At 77.5% G+C, this 15,753-nt stretch carries 11 protein-coding genes; 5 read left to right on the top strand and 6 right to left on the bottom strand.

Features of this window, described 5'->3' with window-relative positions; all coding sequences use genetic code 11:
* Positions 1-9: 9 nt before the first annotated feature.
* Entirely contained in the window at positions 10-1,800 is a 1,791-nt protein-coding gene (locus LPA42_RS23615) for a hypothetical protein (RefSeq protein ID WP_077938847.1), read from the bottom strand.
* 178 nt (positions 1,801-1,978) lie between these two features.
* On the bottom strand, positions 1,979-4,777 hold the full coding sequence (locus tag LPA42_RS23610) for a LuxR family transcriptional regulator (RefSeq protein ID WP_077938846.1): 2,799 nt from the start codon (positions 4,775-4,777) through the stop codon (positions 1,979-1,981).
* A gap of 192 nt (positions 4,778-4,969) precedes the next feature.
* Between LPA42_RS23610 and LPA42_RS23605 the strand changes: the two genes are divergently transcribed.
* From LPA42_RS23605 to serS, 5 genes are all read left to right on the top strand, one after another.
* Complete coding sequence (locus tag LPA42_RS23605) at positions 4,970-5,461, top strand: hypothetical protein (protein WP_077938845.1); 492 nt, start codon at positions 4,970-4,972, stop codon at positions 5,459-5,461.
* On the top strand, positions 5,458-6,633 hold the full coding sequence (locus tag LPA42_RS23600; RefSeq protein WP_077938844.1) for an alcohol dehydrogenase catalytic domain-containing protein: 1,176 nt from the start codon (positions 5,458-5,460) through the stop codon (positions 6,631-6,633). Before LPA42_RS23605 ends, LPA42_RS23600 begins: the two co-directional genes overlap by 4 nt.
* 47 nt (positions 6,634-6,680) lie before the next feature.
* Positions 6,681-7,859, top strand: a complete 1,179-nt coding sequence (locus tag LPA42_RS23595) for a trans-acting enoyl reductase family protein (protein ID WP_077938843.1) — start codon at positions 6,681-6,683, stop codon at positions 7,857-7,859.
* A gap of 150 nt (positions 7,860-8,009) precedes the next feature.
* Complete coding sequence (locus LPA42_RS23590; RefSeq protein ID WP_228986867.1) at positions 8,010-9,233, top strand: MerR family transcriptional regulator; 1,224 nt, start codon at positions 8,010-8,012, stop codon at positions 9,231-9,233.
* A gap of 153 nt (positions 9,234-9,386) precedes the next feature.
* Positions 9,387-10,673, top strand: a complete 1,287-nt coding sequence (serS, locus tag LPA42_RS23585) for a serine--tRNA ligase (protein WP_077938841.1) — start codon at positions 9,387-9,389, stop codon at positions 10,671-10,673.
* Here the strand turns inward: serS and LPA42_RS23580 are convergent.
* The 4 genes from LPA42_RS23580 to LPA42_RS23565 form a co-directional block, all read right to left on the bottom strand.
* Complete coding sequence (locus LPA42_RS23580) at positions 10,657-11,607, bottom strand: cytochrome c biogenesis CcdA family protein (protein WP_077938840.1); 951 nt, start codon at positions 11,605-11,607, stop codon at positions 10,657-10,659. The genes serS and LPA42_RS23580 overlap by 17 nt on opposite strands.
* Before the next feature lie 64 nt (positions 11,608-11,671).
* A complete protein-coding gene (locus LPA42_RS23575; RefSeq protein ID WP_077938839.1) occupies positions 11,672-12,340 on the bottom strand; it encodes a redoxin domain-containing protein in 669 nt (222 codons plus the stop codon).
* A gap of 79 nt (positions 12,341-12,419) precedes the next feature.
* Positions 12,420-13,886, bottom strand: coding sequence for an NADH-quinone oxidoreductase subunit NuoF family protein (locus LPA42_RS23570; RefSeq protein WP_043966916.1), 1,467 nt, complete (start codon positions 13,884-13,886; stop codon positions 12,420-12,422).
* Positions 13,883-15,730, bottom strand: a complete 1,848-nt coding sequence (locus LPA42_RS23565; protein WP_077938838.1) for a hypothetical protein — start codon at positions 15,728-15,730, stop codon at positions 13,883-13,885. The genes LPA42_RS23570 and LPA42_RS23565 overlap by 4 nt, the downstream gene beginning before the upstream one ends.
* Positions 15,731-15,753 lie beyond the last annotated feature (23 nt).

Below are 15,753 nucleotides of genomic sequence, written 5' to 3'. Positions count from 1 at the left end.
GGCGGCCGATCAGTCGAGGTGGTAGACGTACCCGTCGCCGACGGCCTCGCGCCGCACGCCCAGCCCGTCCACCGGCCGGGTCTCCGCGCCCTGCCACGGCGTGCCCGCCGTGTACGCCGGCAGCACCACCACCGTGCGCACCCCGACCCCCCGCAGGTACGCCACCGACGCGGCGTCCGGGAAGCCCGCGCTCGCCGCCCGGATCTCCTGCTGCTTCGCCGGGACGAACGACGCCAGCCCGTTGACGATCTTCGGGAAGCCGTCGGTGGACCAGAGCATCACGTGGAACTCCCGGATGCCGTCGCTGGGCAGCACCAACGCCGGTCCCTGCAGCCCGTGCATCGCCGCCGGCGCGACCGGGGCCGGCACGTGCGGGGTCCGGTTGACGCCCTCGGCGAGCACCAGCAGCACCGGCAGCACCAGCACGAGCCGCCCCCAGCGCCGCCACCCACCGCCGGACCTCCCCGCCGCCGCAGCCGGCTCCGAATCGGTGTCGATGGTCAGCGCCCCGGCGGCCAGGACGCCCAGCAGCAGCGTCGTCCACAGCACCAGCCGGCCCGGGGTGCGCACGCCGTCCCAGCCCGGCACGTGCTCCACCAGCGTGACGTACCCCGGGTCGCCGTCCCCGCCCAGCGTGCTGCCGGCGGCCAGCGCCACGGTCACCAGCACCCCGACGGCCAGCGCCACCCGGTGCCGCACCCGCCACGCCGACACGAACAGCCCGGCGGCGGCCAGCCCGATCAGCACCATCCCGGGCAGCAGCGTCATCTCCCCGGCGAAGCTCAGCGAGGCCCGCGCCGTCTCGTGCCGCTCCCCCCACAGCCACGACTCCGGCGGCGCGGTGAGGAACCCGCGCAGCGGCGGGGAGAACATCGCGATCTGCTCGACCGTGCGCCGGCCGTCCGGGTGCCGGGCCACCACCTCGAAGTAGGGCGCGGCCATCAGCAGGGTCACCCCGGCGAAGAACACCCCGCCGGCCAGGTCCGCCACCAGCAGCCGGCGGCCGAACTCCGGCCGCTGCCGACGCCGCCACCACGACCAGCCGTACCCGCCGGCCGCGCCGAGGCAGAGCAGCGCCAGCGCGTACGCGAAGGGCAGGCCGATGCCGAAGCCGAGGCTGACCTGCCAAGCGGCGACCGCCCAGCCGGCCCCCGCCCAGCCGGGGCGCACCCGCTCGGGGCGGTAGCCGTGCCGCAGCGACCAGCCGTGGCCCCGGGCCAGCATGGCCAGCGCCAGGGCGATCCCGCCGATGCTGAGCACGTGCAGGTGCCCGGCCTGGGCCAGCTTCCACGGCGCGTACGCGAAGGACGCCCCGGCCACCGCCGCGCCCGCCCGGCCCGCGCCGAGCTGCCGCGACAGCGCGTACGCGCCGACGAAGGCGAGCGCGTGCACCAGCACGTACAGCAGGTTGTAGCGGGCCACGGCGGCGACCGGCCCGTCGCCGAAGAACCCGAACGGGGCGTAGCCGAGCAGCGTGTCCGAGTACGCGTACGTGTACGGCTCCGGCCAGAACGTGTTGGAGTGCCAGAGCTGCGTCGGGTTGGTGAGCACCGCGTGCCCGCCCCAGGCGACCTGCCACGCCTGCAACGTGGGGTCGCCGACGTCCTGCGGGATGGTGCCGGTCAGGTCGCGCACCGTCGGCCAGGTCAGCACCACGGCCAGCACCAGCGACCCGAGCACCGCGAGGGTCCACTCGTGCCGGGCGAACCGGGCGAGCCGGTCGGCGACCGCCCGCCCCCGATCGGCGGTCGCCGGTGGCCCGGCGACGTCGACCGGTGCCGCCTCGCCAACCTCACCCATCGCCTGCTCCCCGCTCCCGACGGTCAACGCCGCCCCAGATCGTGCCGGACCGCGCGCCGTCTTGTCGACCACCATCACTGTAAGGAAGGGCCCCCTGTTAACGCTTTCTGCATAGGAAGGGCCCCCTCCTAACCGCCGGCCCCGAGGCCGGCGGAGCGGGGGCGGTGGGGGTGGGCCGTCAGATCAGGTGCAGCTCGCGGGCGCGGCGGACGGCCTCCCGGCGGCGGGTCGCGTCCAGCTTGCGGTAGATGTTGCGCACGTGCGTCTTGACGGTGTTCACCGACAGGGACAGCTCGGCGGCGATCTCCACGTTGGACAGGATGCTCTGCAGGTAGCGCAGGATGGTCAGCTCCCGCTCGGTCAGCGGCTCGTCCAGCTCCCGGCCCGGCTCGGTGCCCGGCCGCGCGGGCGGCTCCTGCGCCACCCGGACCAGGTCGCTCACCGTCGGCCAGTGCGCCGTGCCGGAGTCCAGGTGCGCGGCGAGCAGGTCCCGCACCCCGGGCTCGGCGCGGGTGAACGGGCGGCGGAACCCCTCGGCGGCGGCCAGCTCCAGGACCCGCTCCAGCGTCCGCCCGGCCCGCCGGGCGTCCCCGGCCCGCCCGGCGAGCACCGCGTCGAGCAGGCCGGCGTCGAGGCGTACCGGCAGCGGCCAGGCGGCGGCCTCCGGGCCGTCCCAGGGCGGCAGGGCGCGGGCGGCGGCGGCCGGGTCACCGGCGCGCACCTCGACCCGGGCCAGGGCCACGGCGGGCGCACCGGCCGGCGTGCCGGTTAGCAGCTCCCGGGCGGCACCGGGGTCGCCGTGCGCGGCCCGCAGGTCCGCCTCGGCGGCCAGCAGCCAGGCGGCCAGCTCCCCCGCGCCGCCCCGCCCGGCCTCCAACGGGGCGCCGGCGGTCGGCGACGCCCACCGGTCCCCGGCCGACAGCGGCGCGGACCCGGGCGCGCCCTCGGCCCGCGCGGGCCCGTCGCCGGCCGCCAGCGGCGCGAGGGCGTCCCGGGCCGCCGACAGCAGGCGCAGGCCGGTGGCCGGTTCGCCGCGGTCGCGCAGCAGCGTCGCCCGGCACAGCGCGGCGAGCGCCGCCACCGCCGGCTCGTCGGCGGTCGGGCCGGCCAGCGCCAGGTGCGCCTCCGCGTCGTCGGGGAGGTCCCGGTGCAGCGCGACGACGGCCAGGGCCAGGTGGGCGTACGCGCAGTCGGTGCGGCAGGACCAGCCCTGACAGGGCGGCATCGCCAGGGCCTCCCCGGCGGCCCGCTCGGCCGCCCGCAGCTCGCCGAGGGCCGCGTGCAGCAGGGCGGAGCGACTCACGCAGAGCAGCTCGGTGCGGGCCCGACCGGCCGCCCGGGCCGCCGCGAGCGCGGCGTCGAACTCGGCCGCCGCGCCGCGCAGGTCGCCGCCGGAGAGCGCGACCAGGCCGAGGGCCGCCCCGGCCGCCGCCGCCACGTCGGCGTCGTCGGCGGCCCCGGCGCGCGGGTCGTCCGCCGGCCCCCCGGGGGTACGCGTGGCGAGCAGGCGCGACGCCGCCCGGCGTACCTCGTCGTGGTCGCCGGTCAACCGGGCGAGGGTGACCTCCACGGCGACGGCCAGCCGGCGGAACCGGTCCCGGCGCGGCACGGGCAGCGACCGGGCGTGCCCGGCGGCCCGGCGCAGCTGCGCGGCGGCGGCGTCGGCGTCGCCCGCGTGGGCCCGTTCGGCGGCGGCGGCCAGCGCCAGCTCCGGGTCCCGCCGGACCTCGGCCTCCGGTGGCGCGGCGGGGACGGGCCCGCCCGCACCCTCGGCGTCGTACGGCACGAGTTCCGGCCAGCCGGTGACCAGCAGCTCGGTGGCCGCGTCCCAGCGACCGGCGGCGAGGGCGTGCCGCAGCGCCTCGGCGGGGCGGGCGTGCCCGGCGTACCAGTCGGCCGCCCGCCGGTGCAGGTCCCGGCGTTCCTCGGCGGTCAGCTCGCCCAGCTCGGCGCGGAGCAGGTCGGCCAGCAGCGGATGGCAGCGGTACCAGGGGGGCCGGCTGTCGTCGCGGTCCACGAAACCGCCGGCCGTGGCCAGCGCGGTCAGCGCCCGCTCGGCGTCGCGGCGGCCCGTCAGCGCGTCGACCAGGTCGGCGCTGACGGCGTCGGCCACCGCGCCCCGGCGCAACGCGTCGCGGGCCGCGTCGTCGAGCGGGGCGAGCACCTCCGCGCGCAGGTAGCCGGCCACGTCCGGCTGGTCGCCGCCGAACTGCTCCAGCCAGCGCACCGGGTCCGGCCGGTCCCGGGCGGCCAGCGCGGCCAGCCGCAGCCCGGCCGGCCAGCCGCCGGTACGCGCGCGCAGCCGGGGCACCGCCGCGGCCGGCAGGAACACGCCGTGCGCGACGAGCAGGTCGGCCACCTCGTCGTCGGTGCAGGCCAGCTCGGCGGGGCCCACGGTGGTCAGCTCACCGGCGAGCCGCAGCCGGTGCAGCCCCGCCGGCAGGTCGGTGCGGGCCCCGGCCACCACCCGCAGCCGCCCCTCGGTGTGGCGGAGCAGGAACTCCAGGCCCGTCAGCGCCGCCGGATCGGCGACCCGGTGCACGTCGTCGAGGACCAGCAGCACCGGGCGCTCGCGGGCGGCGAGCGCGGCGGCCAACAGTTCCAGCCGGTCGGGCCGGGGCGGGTCCCCGGGCGGCCCGCCGGGCGCGTGCGGGCGCAGGGCCGCCGTCAGGTACGACCAGAGCCGCGCCCCCGTGTCGCCCGCCTCGACCGACACCCACGCCGGTGCCGGCTCGACGGTCCGGGCCCACGACCCGAGCAGCGTGGTCTTGCCCCAGCCGGCGGGCGCGGTGACCAGGGTGAGCGCCCCGGCCGCGCCCTCGTCCAGCCGGCGCAGCAGGCGGGGCCGGACCAGCACCGGCTCGGGCAGCGGGGCCGGCGCGAGCCGGGACGCCAGCAGCGGCGCCGCGTCCTCCGCGGCGGGAACGGGGTCGACCCCGGCCGCCACCCTCGCCCCGGCCACCTCGTGCTGCGTCATGCGGCACCCCCACGCCACGCGTCCCTCCCCGGCTCGTGCGGCGGGCGGTTACCCGGCCCCGGCCGGTTCACCCCTTCGGGGGGATCCCGGTTCACCCGGCCGCCGCCGACGCTGGGGGCACCGGCCGTCGGGCCCGCCGACGGCTGCACGGCGACGAGAGGCTGCACCGGCGACGAGAGGCGGGTGGGACGGATGGGACGGGGCAGGCGGGGCGGTCGGGCGCTGGCCCGTACCGCCGGGGTGGTGGCCGGCGCGGTCGCCGGGGTGACGGTGGCGCGGGTGCTGCGCGGCCCCTTCCGGGGTGGCCGCCCGCGCACGGGCGGCCCGCGCGACGGCTGGCAGGTGGTCACGATCGACCGGCCGCCGGAGCGGGTGCTGCCCGGCGGCCGGTGGCCGGAGCCGCTGCGCCGGCTCGACGGCGCGGTGGAGGTGGCGCAGGGGCCCGCGCCCGGCGGACGCGGCACCGAGCTGGCGGCCCGGCCCGTGCGGGGCGTGCCGGTGACCGGGATGGCCGCCCACCTCGTCGGCGGCGGCGACCCCGCGCCGCTGGTCCGCGAGGCGCTGCGCCAGGCCAAGCAGCTCGCCGAGACCGGTGAGCTGCTGCGCGCGGACCGCTCCCCGCTGGAGGGCCCCCGACCGAGCGGCCCGGTGGGGCCCGGCGACGGCCCGGTGGTGCCCGGATGAGGGCGCTGTGCTGGCTCGGCGCGGACGGCCTGGCGGTGCGGCAGGTGCCCGACCCCGAGCTGCGCAACTCCGCCGACGCGATCGTCCGGGTGCGGCGCAGCGCCACCTGCGGGGCGGACCTGCCGCTGCTCGCCGGGCGGGCCCCGGCGCTGTCCGTCGGCGACGTGCTCGGGCACGAGTTCCTCGGCGACGTGGTGGAGGTCGGCCCCGGGGTCCGGCGACACCGCGTCGGCGACCGGGTGGTGGTCTGCGCCGCCGTGGCCTGCGGCAACTGCTGGTACTGCCGGCAGGGCCTCTACGCCTGCTGCGACAACGGCAGCACCGGGCCGGCGGCGGCCGAGGCGGCGTGGGGGCAGCCCACCGGCGGCTGCTACGGCCATCCCCGCTCGGCCGGGGGCTTCGCCGGCAGCCACGCCGAGTACGTCCGGGTGCCGTACGCCGATGTCGGGGCGTTCGCGGTGCCGGAGCCGGTCGACGACGACCGGGCGGTCTTCGCCTCGGACGCGGTGCCGGCCGGCTGGCTCGCCGCCGAGCTGGGCGAGGTGTCCCCGGGCGACGTGGTGGCGGTCTGGGGCGCGGGCGCGGTGGGCCAGATGGCCGCGCAGGCGGCCCTGCTGCGCGGCGCGGACCGGGTGGTGGTGATCGACCGGTACCCGCAGCGGCTGGGCCTGGCGCAGCGGCACGTCGGCGCGGAGACCCTCGACTACCTCAGCGTCGACGTCCCGGCCGAGCTGCGGGAACGCAGCGGCGGGCGGGGCCCCGACGTGTGCGTGGAGGCCGTCGGCATGGCGTGGGACGGCGCCGAGCCCCGGTCGCTGGCCGAGCGGTTCGCCGCCGCCGCGCTGCCCGGCGCCGCCCCCGACCGGCCGATCGCGGTACGCGAGGCGGTGCACGCCTGCCGCAAGGGCGGCACGGTGGTGGTGCTCGGCACGTTCACCGGCTTCGTCGACACGTTCCCGCTGGGCGCGGTGATGCAGAAGGGGCTGACCGTGCGCGCCGCCCGGCAGCACGGGCAGCGCTGGATCCCGATGCTGCTGGACCGGATGGCGCGCGGCGAGATCCACACGGGGCACCTGGCCACCCACCACCTGCCCCTGGAGCAGGGCGCGCTCGGCTACGACCTGTTCCGCACCCGCGCCGACGGCTGCCTGCGGACGGTCTTCACGCCCTGAGCGCCCATCGTGGTGCCGGTGCCGCCCGGCGGTGGCAGACTCGCGGGATGCGTGAGGATCGGGCGTACGACGTCGTGCTGTTCGGGGCGACCGGGTTCACCGGCGGGCTCACCGCCGAGTACCTCGCCCGGCACGCGCCGCCGGGGCTGCGCTGGGCGCTGGCCGGGCGCAACCCGGCCAAGCTGGCGGCCGTCCGCGGGCGGCTGGCCGGCATCGACCCGGCCCTGGCCGGGCTGCCGCTGCTCACCGCCGACGTCACCGACCCGGAGTCGCTGCGCCGGGTCGCCGGGGACGCCCGCGTCGTCGCCAGCACCGTCGGGCCGTACGTGCACCACGGGGAGCCGCTGGTCGCCGCGTGCGCGCGGGCCGGCACCGACTACCTCGACATCACCGGCGAGCCGGAGTTCGTCGACACCATGTACGTGCGGCACCACGCCGAGGCCGTGCGCACCGGGGCCCGCCTCGTGCACGCCTGCGGCTTCGACTCGATCCCGCACGACCTGGGCGTCTGGTACACGGTCACGCAACTGCCGGCCGACGGGCCGGTCACCGTGGACGGGTTCGTCCGGGCGGGCGGCCGGTTCTCCGCCGGCACGTACCATTCGGCGCTCACCGCGTTGTCCCGGGCCGCCGAGGCGGGCCGGGCGGCGAAGGCGCGGCGGGCCGTCGAGCCGCGCCCGCCGGGCCGCCGGGTCCGGGCGGTGCCGGGCAGGGTCGGCCGGTCGGCGGAGCTGGGCGGGTGGGCGGTGCCGCTGCCGACCATCGACCCGCAGGTGGTCCGCCGGTCGGCGGCGGCCCGGCCGGAGTACGGGCCGGACTTCCGCTACCGGCACTTCGCCGCCGTGCGGCGGCTGCCCACGATCGTCCTCGGCGCGGTCGGGCTCGCCGGGCTGACCGGGCTGGTGAAGGTGCCGCCGGCCCGGCGCTGGCTGCTCGGCCGGCTCGCCTCCGGGCAGGGGCCCAGCGCCGAGCAGCGGGCGAAGTCGTGGTTCCGGGTGCGCTTCGTCGGCTCCGCCGGCGACCGGCGGGTGGTGACCGAGGTGGCCGGCGGCGACCCCGGCTACGACGAGACGGCGAAGATGCTCGCCGAGTCCGCCCTCTGCCTGGCCCTCGACGACGACCTGCCGCCCGTCGCGGGCCAGGTGACCCCGGTGACCGCGATGGGCGACGCGCTGCTGCGCCGCCTGACCGCCGCCGGCCTCACCTTCCGCACGCTGCAGATGTAAGGAAGGGCCCCCTGTTAACGCTTTCGGTATAGGAAGGGTCCCCTGCAAACAACGCCGCCCGGCGGGCGGCGTGCGCGGCGTGGGCGGCGTGGGCGGCGGCTTGACCCTCGACCTGGTGGAGGGCACAGGATCCTCGGCGTGGAGAGCGAACTGCGCAGCATCGGCGAGCTGGCCCGCGCCAGCGGCCTGACCGTCAGCGCCCTGCGGTTCTACGACCGCTCCGGGGTGCTGGTGCCCGCGCTGGTCGACCCGGTCACCGGCTACCGCTGGTACGCCGACGACCAGGTCCTGCCGGCCCGGCTGGTCGCCGGGCTGCGCCGGGTCGGGATGCCGCTGGCGGAGATCGCCGCCGCCGTGCGGCACCGGGCCGAGCCGGCCGTGGTGGGCCGGCTGCTCGACGCGCACCTGCGCCGGCTGGAGGACGGCCTCACCGACGCCCGCCGCGAGCTCTCCCGGGTCCGAGCCATGATCGACCACGAGGAGCACCCCATGACCACCCGTCTCGTCCTGTCCCGCGCCGACCTCGCCGCCGCGATCGACGCGGTCCGCTTCGCCGTCGGCACCGACCCGGAGCTGCCGGTGCTCTCCGGCGTCCTGTTCGACGTGGCCGCCGACGGCGTACGCCTGGTGGCCACCGACCGGCACCGGATGGCGGTGGCCCGGGTCCCCGGCGCGGTCGACGGGCCCGTCCGGCGGCTGCTCGCCCCGGTGGCCCTCGTCGACGCCGTCCGCGAGCTGCTGGGCGGCAGCACCGGCGACGGGCGCGAGCTGCTGGGCGGCACCGGCGACGGGCGCGGGCTGCTGGGCGGCACCGGCGACGGGCGCGCGCTGCCGGGCGGCACCGGTGACGTGGGCGCGGTGCCGGGCGGCACCGGCGACGGTGTCCGCGAGCTGTCGGGCGTCGACGGCGGGGCCGATGCCCACCTGCGCCTGGACGGGGCCGGCCTCACCGTCACCGTCGCCGGCCGGGAGGTCGGCGGGGCCGCCCTGCCCGACGAGTTCCCCGACTACCAGCGGCTGCTGGGCACGCGCGTGCCGGCGTACCGGATCACGGTGGACGTGCCGGCGCTGCGCGCGCAGGTCGCCGGCCGCCCGCCGGCGCGGGTCCTGCGGCACGAGGGCGTCGACGTGCCGGTGACCGTGCTGGGCCTGGACGACGCGGGCGGCCTGCGGGTCCTCGACGGCGCCGCGCTGGCCGACGCCGCGCCGGACGCGGTGCGGCTCGGCGTCAACGGGCGGTACCTGCTCGACGCCCTCGACGCGGGCGACCGGGGGCAGCTCCTGCTGGAGCTGGACGGGCCGATCGCCCCGCTGGCGGTGCGCCGCCCGGACGACGCGGACGCGTACTCCATCCTGATGCCCGTCCGGCTCTGAGCCCGCGCCGCGCCGCGGTGCCGGCGCGCCGCGCCGGTGCCGGCGCGACGGTCCCGGCCGGTGGGCTCACGGCCGGGGCCGGGCGGGGGAGGCGGCGACGGTAGCATCGGTGGGTTCCCACCTGAGATTCCCGGACGGAGGCGTACGGAGCGCATGCTCGACATGGAGTTGATCCGGAAGGATCGCGAGGCGGTGGCGACCGCGCTGGCGAAGCGACTGGATCCCGCCGAGGTCAACCGGGCGCTGGACGAGATCCAGCGGCTCGACCAGGAGCGCCGCGCCCTCATCACGGAGATCGACGCCGAGCGGCAGCGCCGCAAGGCCGAGGCGCGGGCGTACGCGGCGGCGAAGCGGGCCGGCACCGCGCCGGAGAGCGTCGCCCCGGAGGCCGAGCGCAAGCAGCTCGCCGAGCTGGAGTCCCAGCTCGACGAGGTGCAGTCCCGGCTGCGTGAGCGGATGAGCGAGCTGCCGAACCTGCCCGCCGACGACGTCGTCCCCGGCGGCAAGGAGGCCAACCGGGTCGTGCGGACGTTCGGCGAGCCGCCGGCGATCGAGAAGGTCCGGGACCACGTCGAGCTGAGCCGCCTGCTGGGTCTGGTCGACCACGAGCGGGGCGTCAAGCTCGGCGGCTCCGGCTTCTGGATGTACACGGGGCTGGGGGCCCGGCTGGAGTGGGCGCTGCTCAACTGGTTGATCGACCAGAACATCGCGGCCGGCTACGACTTCCTGCTCCCGCCGCACCTGCTGCTGGACACCGCCGGCTTCGCCGCCGGCCAGTTCCCCAAGTTCTACGACGACGTCTACCACCTCGACCGGGAGTCCGCCCCGCGCGGGCAGTTCCTGCTGCCCACGGCGGAGACGGCGATCCTGGGGGCCTACCAGGACGAGATCCTGGACACCGCGACCCTGCCGTTGAAGCGGTTCGCGTACACGCCGTGCTACCGGCGGGAGGCGGCCGGTTCGCACTCCGACGAGCGCGGCACCGTGCGGGGCCACCAGTTCAACAAGGTGGAGATCTTCCAGTTCACGCTGCCCGAGCAGGCCGCCGCCGCGCTGGAGCAGATGGTCGCCCACGTGGAGGGGCTGGTCGCCCGGCTCGGCCTGCACCACCAGACCAGCCTGCTGTCGGCCGGCGACGCCAGCGCCTCGATGAAAAAGACCCTCGACATCGAGGTGTGGATGCCGAGCACCGGCAAGTACAAGGAAGTGTCGTCGGTGTCCTGGGCCGGCGACTACCAGGCCCGCCGGGCCGCCATCCGGTACCGGGAGGCGGGCGGCAAGCAGACCCGCTTCGTGCACACGTTGAACGGCTCGGCGCTGGCCACCAGCCGGCTCTTCCCGGCGATCCTGGAGCAGTTCCAGCAGGCCGACGGCTCGGTGCTGGTGCCGGAGGTGCTCCGCGACCGGGTCGGCACCGACCGGCTCACTCCAGGTCGCTGACCGCCACACTGTCGGCGGGGGTCGGGGTAACCCGGCCCCCGCCGCTTTCGTTACGACCCCGTGCCCTGCCGGAGGTGTTAAGAAGGGGCCCCTGCTCTACCGAATGCGTTAACAGGGGGCCCTTCCTTACCCCGAGCGCAGCGAGGGCGACGAGGGCGACCGCCAGCAGGGCCGGGCCGGCCGCGTCCAGGGCACCGACGAGGGCCTGCTGGACGCGGGCCGCGGCGACCACCACCGGGTCGCCGAACGCGTCGTGCCGGCCCTCGGCGAGCCGCACCTCGTACCAGCCGTACCAGGCGACGTAGCCGCCGGCGGCCAGCAGCACCAGGCCGCTGAGCCGGGGCACCCACCGGCCGGCCCCGCGCAGCCGGGCCACCACCCGGTCGCGCAGCAGCGCCACGCCGAGGGCGGCCACGGCCACCACGAGACCCATCCCGAGGGCGTACGCGACGAACAGCGCCAGCCCGCGCGGCGTCGAGCCGGCCTGGAGGCTGGTCGCCACGATCGCCAGGAACGGGGCGATGGAGCAGGTCAGCGACGCCAGCGCGTACGCCGCGCCGAACAGCACCATCGACGGCAGCGTGCGGGTCAGCCGGGGCGCGCGGGCCAGCGGGCGCGGGGTGGGCAGCCGCCGCCCGGCGAGCAGCCAGCAGCCGAGCAGCACCAGGCCCACGCCGAGGGTGACGGTGAGCCAGGGCAGCCGGGGGCGCAGCCAGCCGGCCAGCGGCGCGAAGGCCAGCCCGAACGCGCCGAAGACGAGCACGTATCCGCAGGTGAGGCCGGCGGCGGCGGTGAGCGCCCGGCCGAGTGCGGCGCGTCCGTCGCCGGGCCCGGCCACCAGGATCGACAGGTACGCGGGCAGCATCGCGAACCCGCACGGGTTGACCGCGCCGAGCATCCCGGCGGTCAGCGCCAGCAGCAGCGGGGCGTCCATCAGGCGGCCGAGGCGGTCAGCAGCGGGGCGGCCAGGCCGACCGGCGGCAGGAGCGGGGCGGCCATCAGCCGGCCTGGGTGGCCAGGGCGGCGACCCGGCGGGTGAGGTCCTCCCCGTCGAGGAAGCCCTGGTGGATCACCTTCCCGTCGCGGTCGATGATCAGGAACGTGCTCTGCTCGACGACCTCGAAGCGCCGCCACAGCTTCCCGGCCGCGTCGTCGAGCTGGAGGGTGCCGCCCAGCTCGAACTCGGTCACGAAGTCCCGCATCGCCGTGCGCTGCCCGAGGCCGGCGACGCCGACGATCGGCACCCGGTCGCGGTACTGCGGGGCGATCTCGGCGACCGTCCACGCCTGGCTGGCGCAGGTGGCGCACCAGGGGGCCCAGAACCACAGCACCACCGGCCGGCCGGCCAGGTCGGCGGCGGCGAACGGCTTCCCGTCGAGGGTGGTGCCGGTGAACCGGAGGCTGTCCGGCACCCGGGCCGGGGCGGCCGGCGTCGGCGGCGCGCCGGTGGGCGTACCGGTCGGGGTCGCCGTGGGGTCACCGGTGCCGGCGGGCGCGGCGGCGGCCGCGTCGACCGGCGGCCCCGGGGGGTCGACGGCGCAGGACGCCGCGCCCAACAGGGCGACGGCCAGGGCGGCGACCAGGGTGGCTGTCCCGGCCCGCCGTCGGCGGGGCGACCGTCCACCCGGGCCGGTCCGGCGGCGCGACGGCCGGCGGAACAATCGCATCCGCGTCTCCCTTCGGTAGCGGGCCGCGCGGGGCGGGGCACCACGGCGGCGCTCCGGCGTCCGACGGTCCCGGGGTGCGCTACTCGGCCTTGACCAGCCGCAGCGCGAGCTCGGGGCACACCTTGACGGCCTTCATGGCGCCCTCCCGCAGCCAGGTCGGCACGGGGGTGGTGGGGAAGGCGGGGTAGCCGTTGCCGTCCAGCCGGATGAAGTCGGGCACGACGTGGGCGCAGAGCCCGTGGCCGTCGCAGCGGGACCAGTCCAGGGTCAGCTTCCTCGGGTCGGCGTCGGGGGCACCGGGCAGGCCCATGACGCCCTTGGTCCGCTTGCCGCACCCCTCGCCCGTGGTGTGCAGCTTCAGGTCGTCGGCGAAGACCTCCATGGCGGAGAGGGCGAACCGGGCGGTGCCGTCGGGGTGGCTGCACGCGCCGCGGCCCTTCACGTCGCCGGCCGCGGCGCGGACGATCTCGACCGGGGCGCTGCCGGAGACGGCCAGGTCGACGGCGCGGGCCAGGTCGGGCAGGCCCATCTTGCAGGGGCCGCACTGCCCGGCGGACTCGCCGGCCAGGTAGCGGACCACCTGGGCGGCCTCGCCGAGGGGGCAGGTGTCGCGGGCCAGCGGCACGATGATGCCCGCGCCGAGGGTGCCGCCGACGGCGGTGAGGCCCTTGCGGGACACCTCGGCCCGCTGCGCGGCCTCGGCGGTGATCCACTTGCCGTGGTACCCGCCCATGAGGATGCCCGGCCCGTCGGGCACCTCGCACAGTTCGAGGATGTCGCGCAGGGGGGTGCCGGCGGCGCATTCGACGACGGCGGGCCGCTTGGCCGCGCCGGTCACCGTGAGCAGGACCGTGCCGGGTTCGTCGTCGGTGCCCAGGGCCGCGTACTCGTACGGGCCGAGCCGGGCGGCGACGGCGAGCTGCGCGTACGTCTCGGCGTTGGACAGCAGGGTGGGCAGGCCGCCGACGCCGGAGTCGCTGGAGCGCTTCTTGGTGCCCGGCGGGATGTGCGGCAGCCCGTTGATGCCGTTGACCAGCGCGCCGCCCTCGCCGGAGATGAACCGGTGCGGCACGGTCACGATGCTGGTGGGCACCGGCATCCGGCGTTCCTGGAGCGCCTCGGTCAGCGACGGCCGACCCACGTCGTCGTCGGCGACGCCGATGACGATCTCGTCGGCGTCCAGCGCGTACGCGACCAGGGCCGCGCCGTCGAGGATCAGGTGCGGGGCCCGGGTGAGCAGCACCTTGTCCTTCCAGCTGGCCGGCTCGCCCTCGGTGGCGTTGACCACGACCATGGCGGAGGCGTCCTGCCGCTCGCAGGACTCCAGCACGGCGCGCAGCTTGCGGGCGAACGGGAAGCCCGCACCGCCCTTGCCCTTGAGCTGGATGGCCTCGGCCAGCCGGAGCAGGTTGGCCGGTTCCATCGGCCCGATGGGGCCGTGCACCTCCTCGTGGGCCATCAGGTCGAGGCGGCCGAACTCGGCGAAGCCGGCGGTGAGCCGGGGCTCGCCGACGCACGCCACGGGGGGCACCGTCGTGCGCATCACTTCGCCTCACCCCGCAGCCCGGCCCAGTACGCGCCGTCGATCGCGTCGGCGTTGGCCCGGTCGCGGTCACGGTCCCGGTCGCGGTCCCGCTTGCGTCGGCCGGGCTTGCCGTCCCCGGCGGCCCGCAGCGCCCGCCGCGAGGCCAGGTCGACCAGGGTGGGGGTGTCGTCCATGGGCGGCAGGTCCTCGGCGACGAACCGGGCCGGGGGCCGCCAGTAGTCGGGCTCCTCCGGGACCTCGTCGTCGACGCTGTGCCGGCCGGACCCGCTGCGCGGGGCCGCGGAGATCGGTTCGGCGGAGACGGGCGTCGAGGACTCCCAGCGGCGCGGGCTGTCCCAGGGCTCCTCGGGCTCGTCGGCGCGCTGGGGCGGCGAGGAGTAGCGGGCGACGAGGTCCTCGTCGTCGCGCCGGGAGCGGCGGCCCGGCGACACGGGGGCGACGTCCTCGTCGCGCCGGGAGCGGCGGGGGCTGGAGACCGGGGCAACGTCCTCGTCGTAGCGGGCCCGGCGACTGCCCGAGACGGGGGCCACGTCCTCGTCGTAGCGGGCCCGGCGACCGCCGGAGACCGGGGCGACGTCCTCGTCGTAGCGGGCGCGGCGGCCCCCCGACACGGGGGCCACGTCCTCGTCGCGCCGGGAGCGCCGGGGGCTGGAGACCGGGGCGACGTCCTCCTCGGAGCGCGAGCGGCGGGGGGCGGAGACGGGGGCGTCCGCGTCGCGCCGCCGCCGGCTCGACCGCTCCTCGGCGGAGTCCGCGCCGCGCCGGGTGGCGGGCTCGGCGGTACGCCGGGCGGCCGACGTCAGCTCGCGTTCGCCGCGGCGGGCCGGGGCGTCCAGTTCCCCGTCGCGGCGACGGGTGGCCCGTACCGGCTCGCGCAGGGTGCCCGGCTCGGGCACCACCGGCACGGTGAACCGCTCGGGGTCGCGTCGCCCGCGGGCGGTGCCGGTCGGCATCGCCCAGGAGCCGGTGGTGGCGGTGGTCTCCGCCCAGCCGCCGGCGGCACGGGTCCGCCCGGTGCGGCTCTCCCGCTTCTCCTCGGCGTCGTCGCGCTTGCGGCCGATCTTGCCGAGCAGCATCGTGGTCGTCTTGCCGTCGTCGCTGGACTTGCCGGCCATCGCCTTGTTCAGGGCGGCGGCCTGGTGCTGCTCGCGGCTGCGCTTGCCGAGGTGCACCGAGAGTCGGACCATCAGCGCCAGCACCACGAGCAGCACGCAGGCGAAGTAGCTCAGGGTCACCCAGGACGCCGCCGGCCGGCCCGCGTTCAGGCCGTGGAACAGGGCGAAGGGCCAGGACAGGTACGCCATCGAGTGCAGCCCCCGCCAGAACCACTTGGGGCCGACGCCGACGAACCGGGCCCGGATGATGCCGGTCCACAGCACGCTGACCATGAGGAACGACGCCACCGTGCCGAGCCCGACGTAGAGCCCCCGCCCCCCGATGAACGGCACGAGGGCGTCGGTCGGCCCGGCCCGGCCGATGGCGATCTTGGTGATGACGTGGAACACCAGCCCGGCGACGCCGAGGATGCCGGTGGCCCGGTGCGCCGACTGCAACAGCACCCGGTGCGGGATGCGCAGCACGAGCCGGTCGGTGGCGAGCAGGCCCATCATCACGGTGAGGCTGAGCGACACCAGGGCGACGACGCCGGCGAAGAACTCGGTGAAGAAGAAGCCGTACGCGTACATCGCCGTGCCGGCGCCGGCCAGCTCGACGCCGGCCCAGACGATCGCGAGCGCCGACCCGGCCATCAGTGCGATGGAGGTCTTGGACCTGGTCCGCACCCCGCGGCTGCTGCTCGTGGTACGGACGGTCGTGGCCTTGGTGTTCTGCTGTGCCCGAGCCATCTGCTCCTCGATCGTGTAGCGGC

The sequence above is a fragment of the Micromonospora sp. DH13 genome (assembly GCF_020873825.1).
In the GTDB taxonomy this organism is placed as follows: Bacteria; Actinomycetota; Actinomycetes; order Mycobacteriales; family Micromonosporaceae; genus Micromonospora; species Micromonospora haikouensis.
Note: the sequence above shows the minus strand (reverse complement) of the source record. Positions and strands in the feature narration are given on the sequence as shown.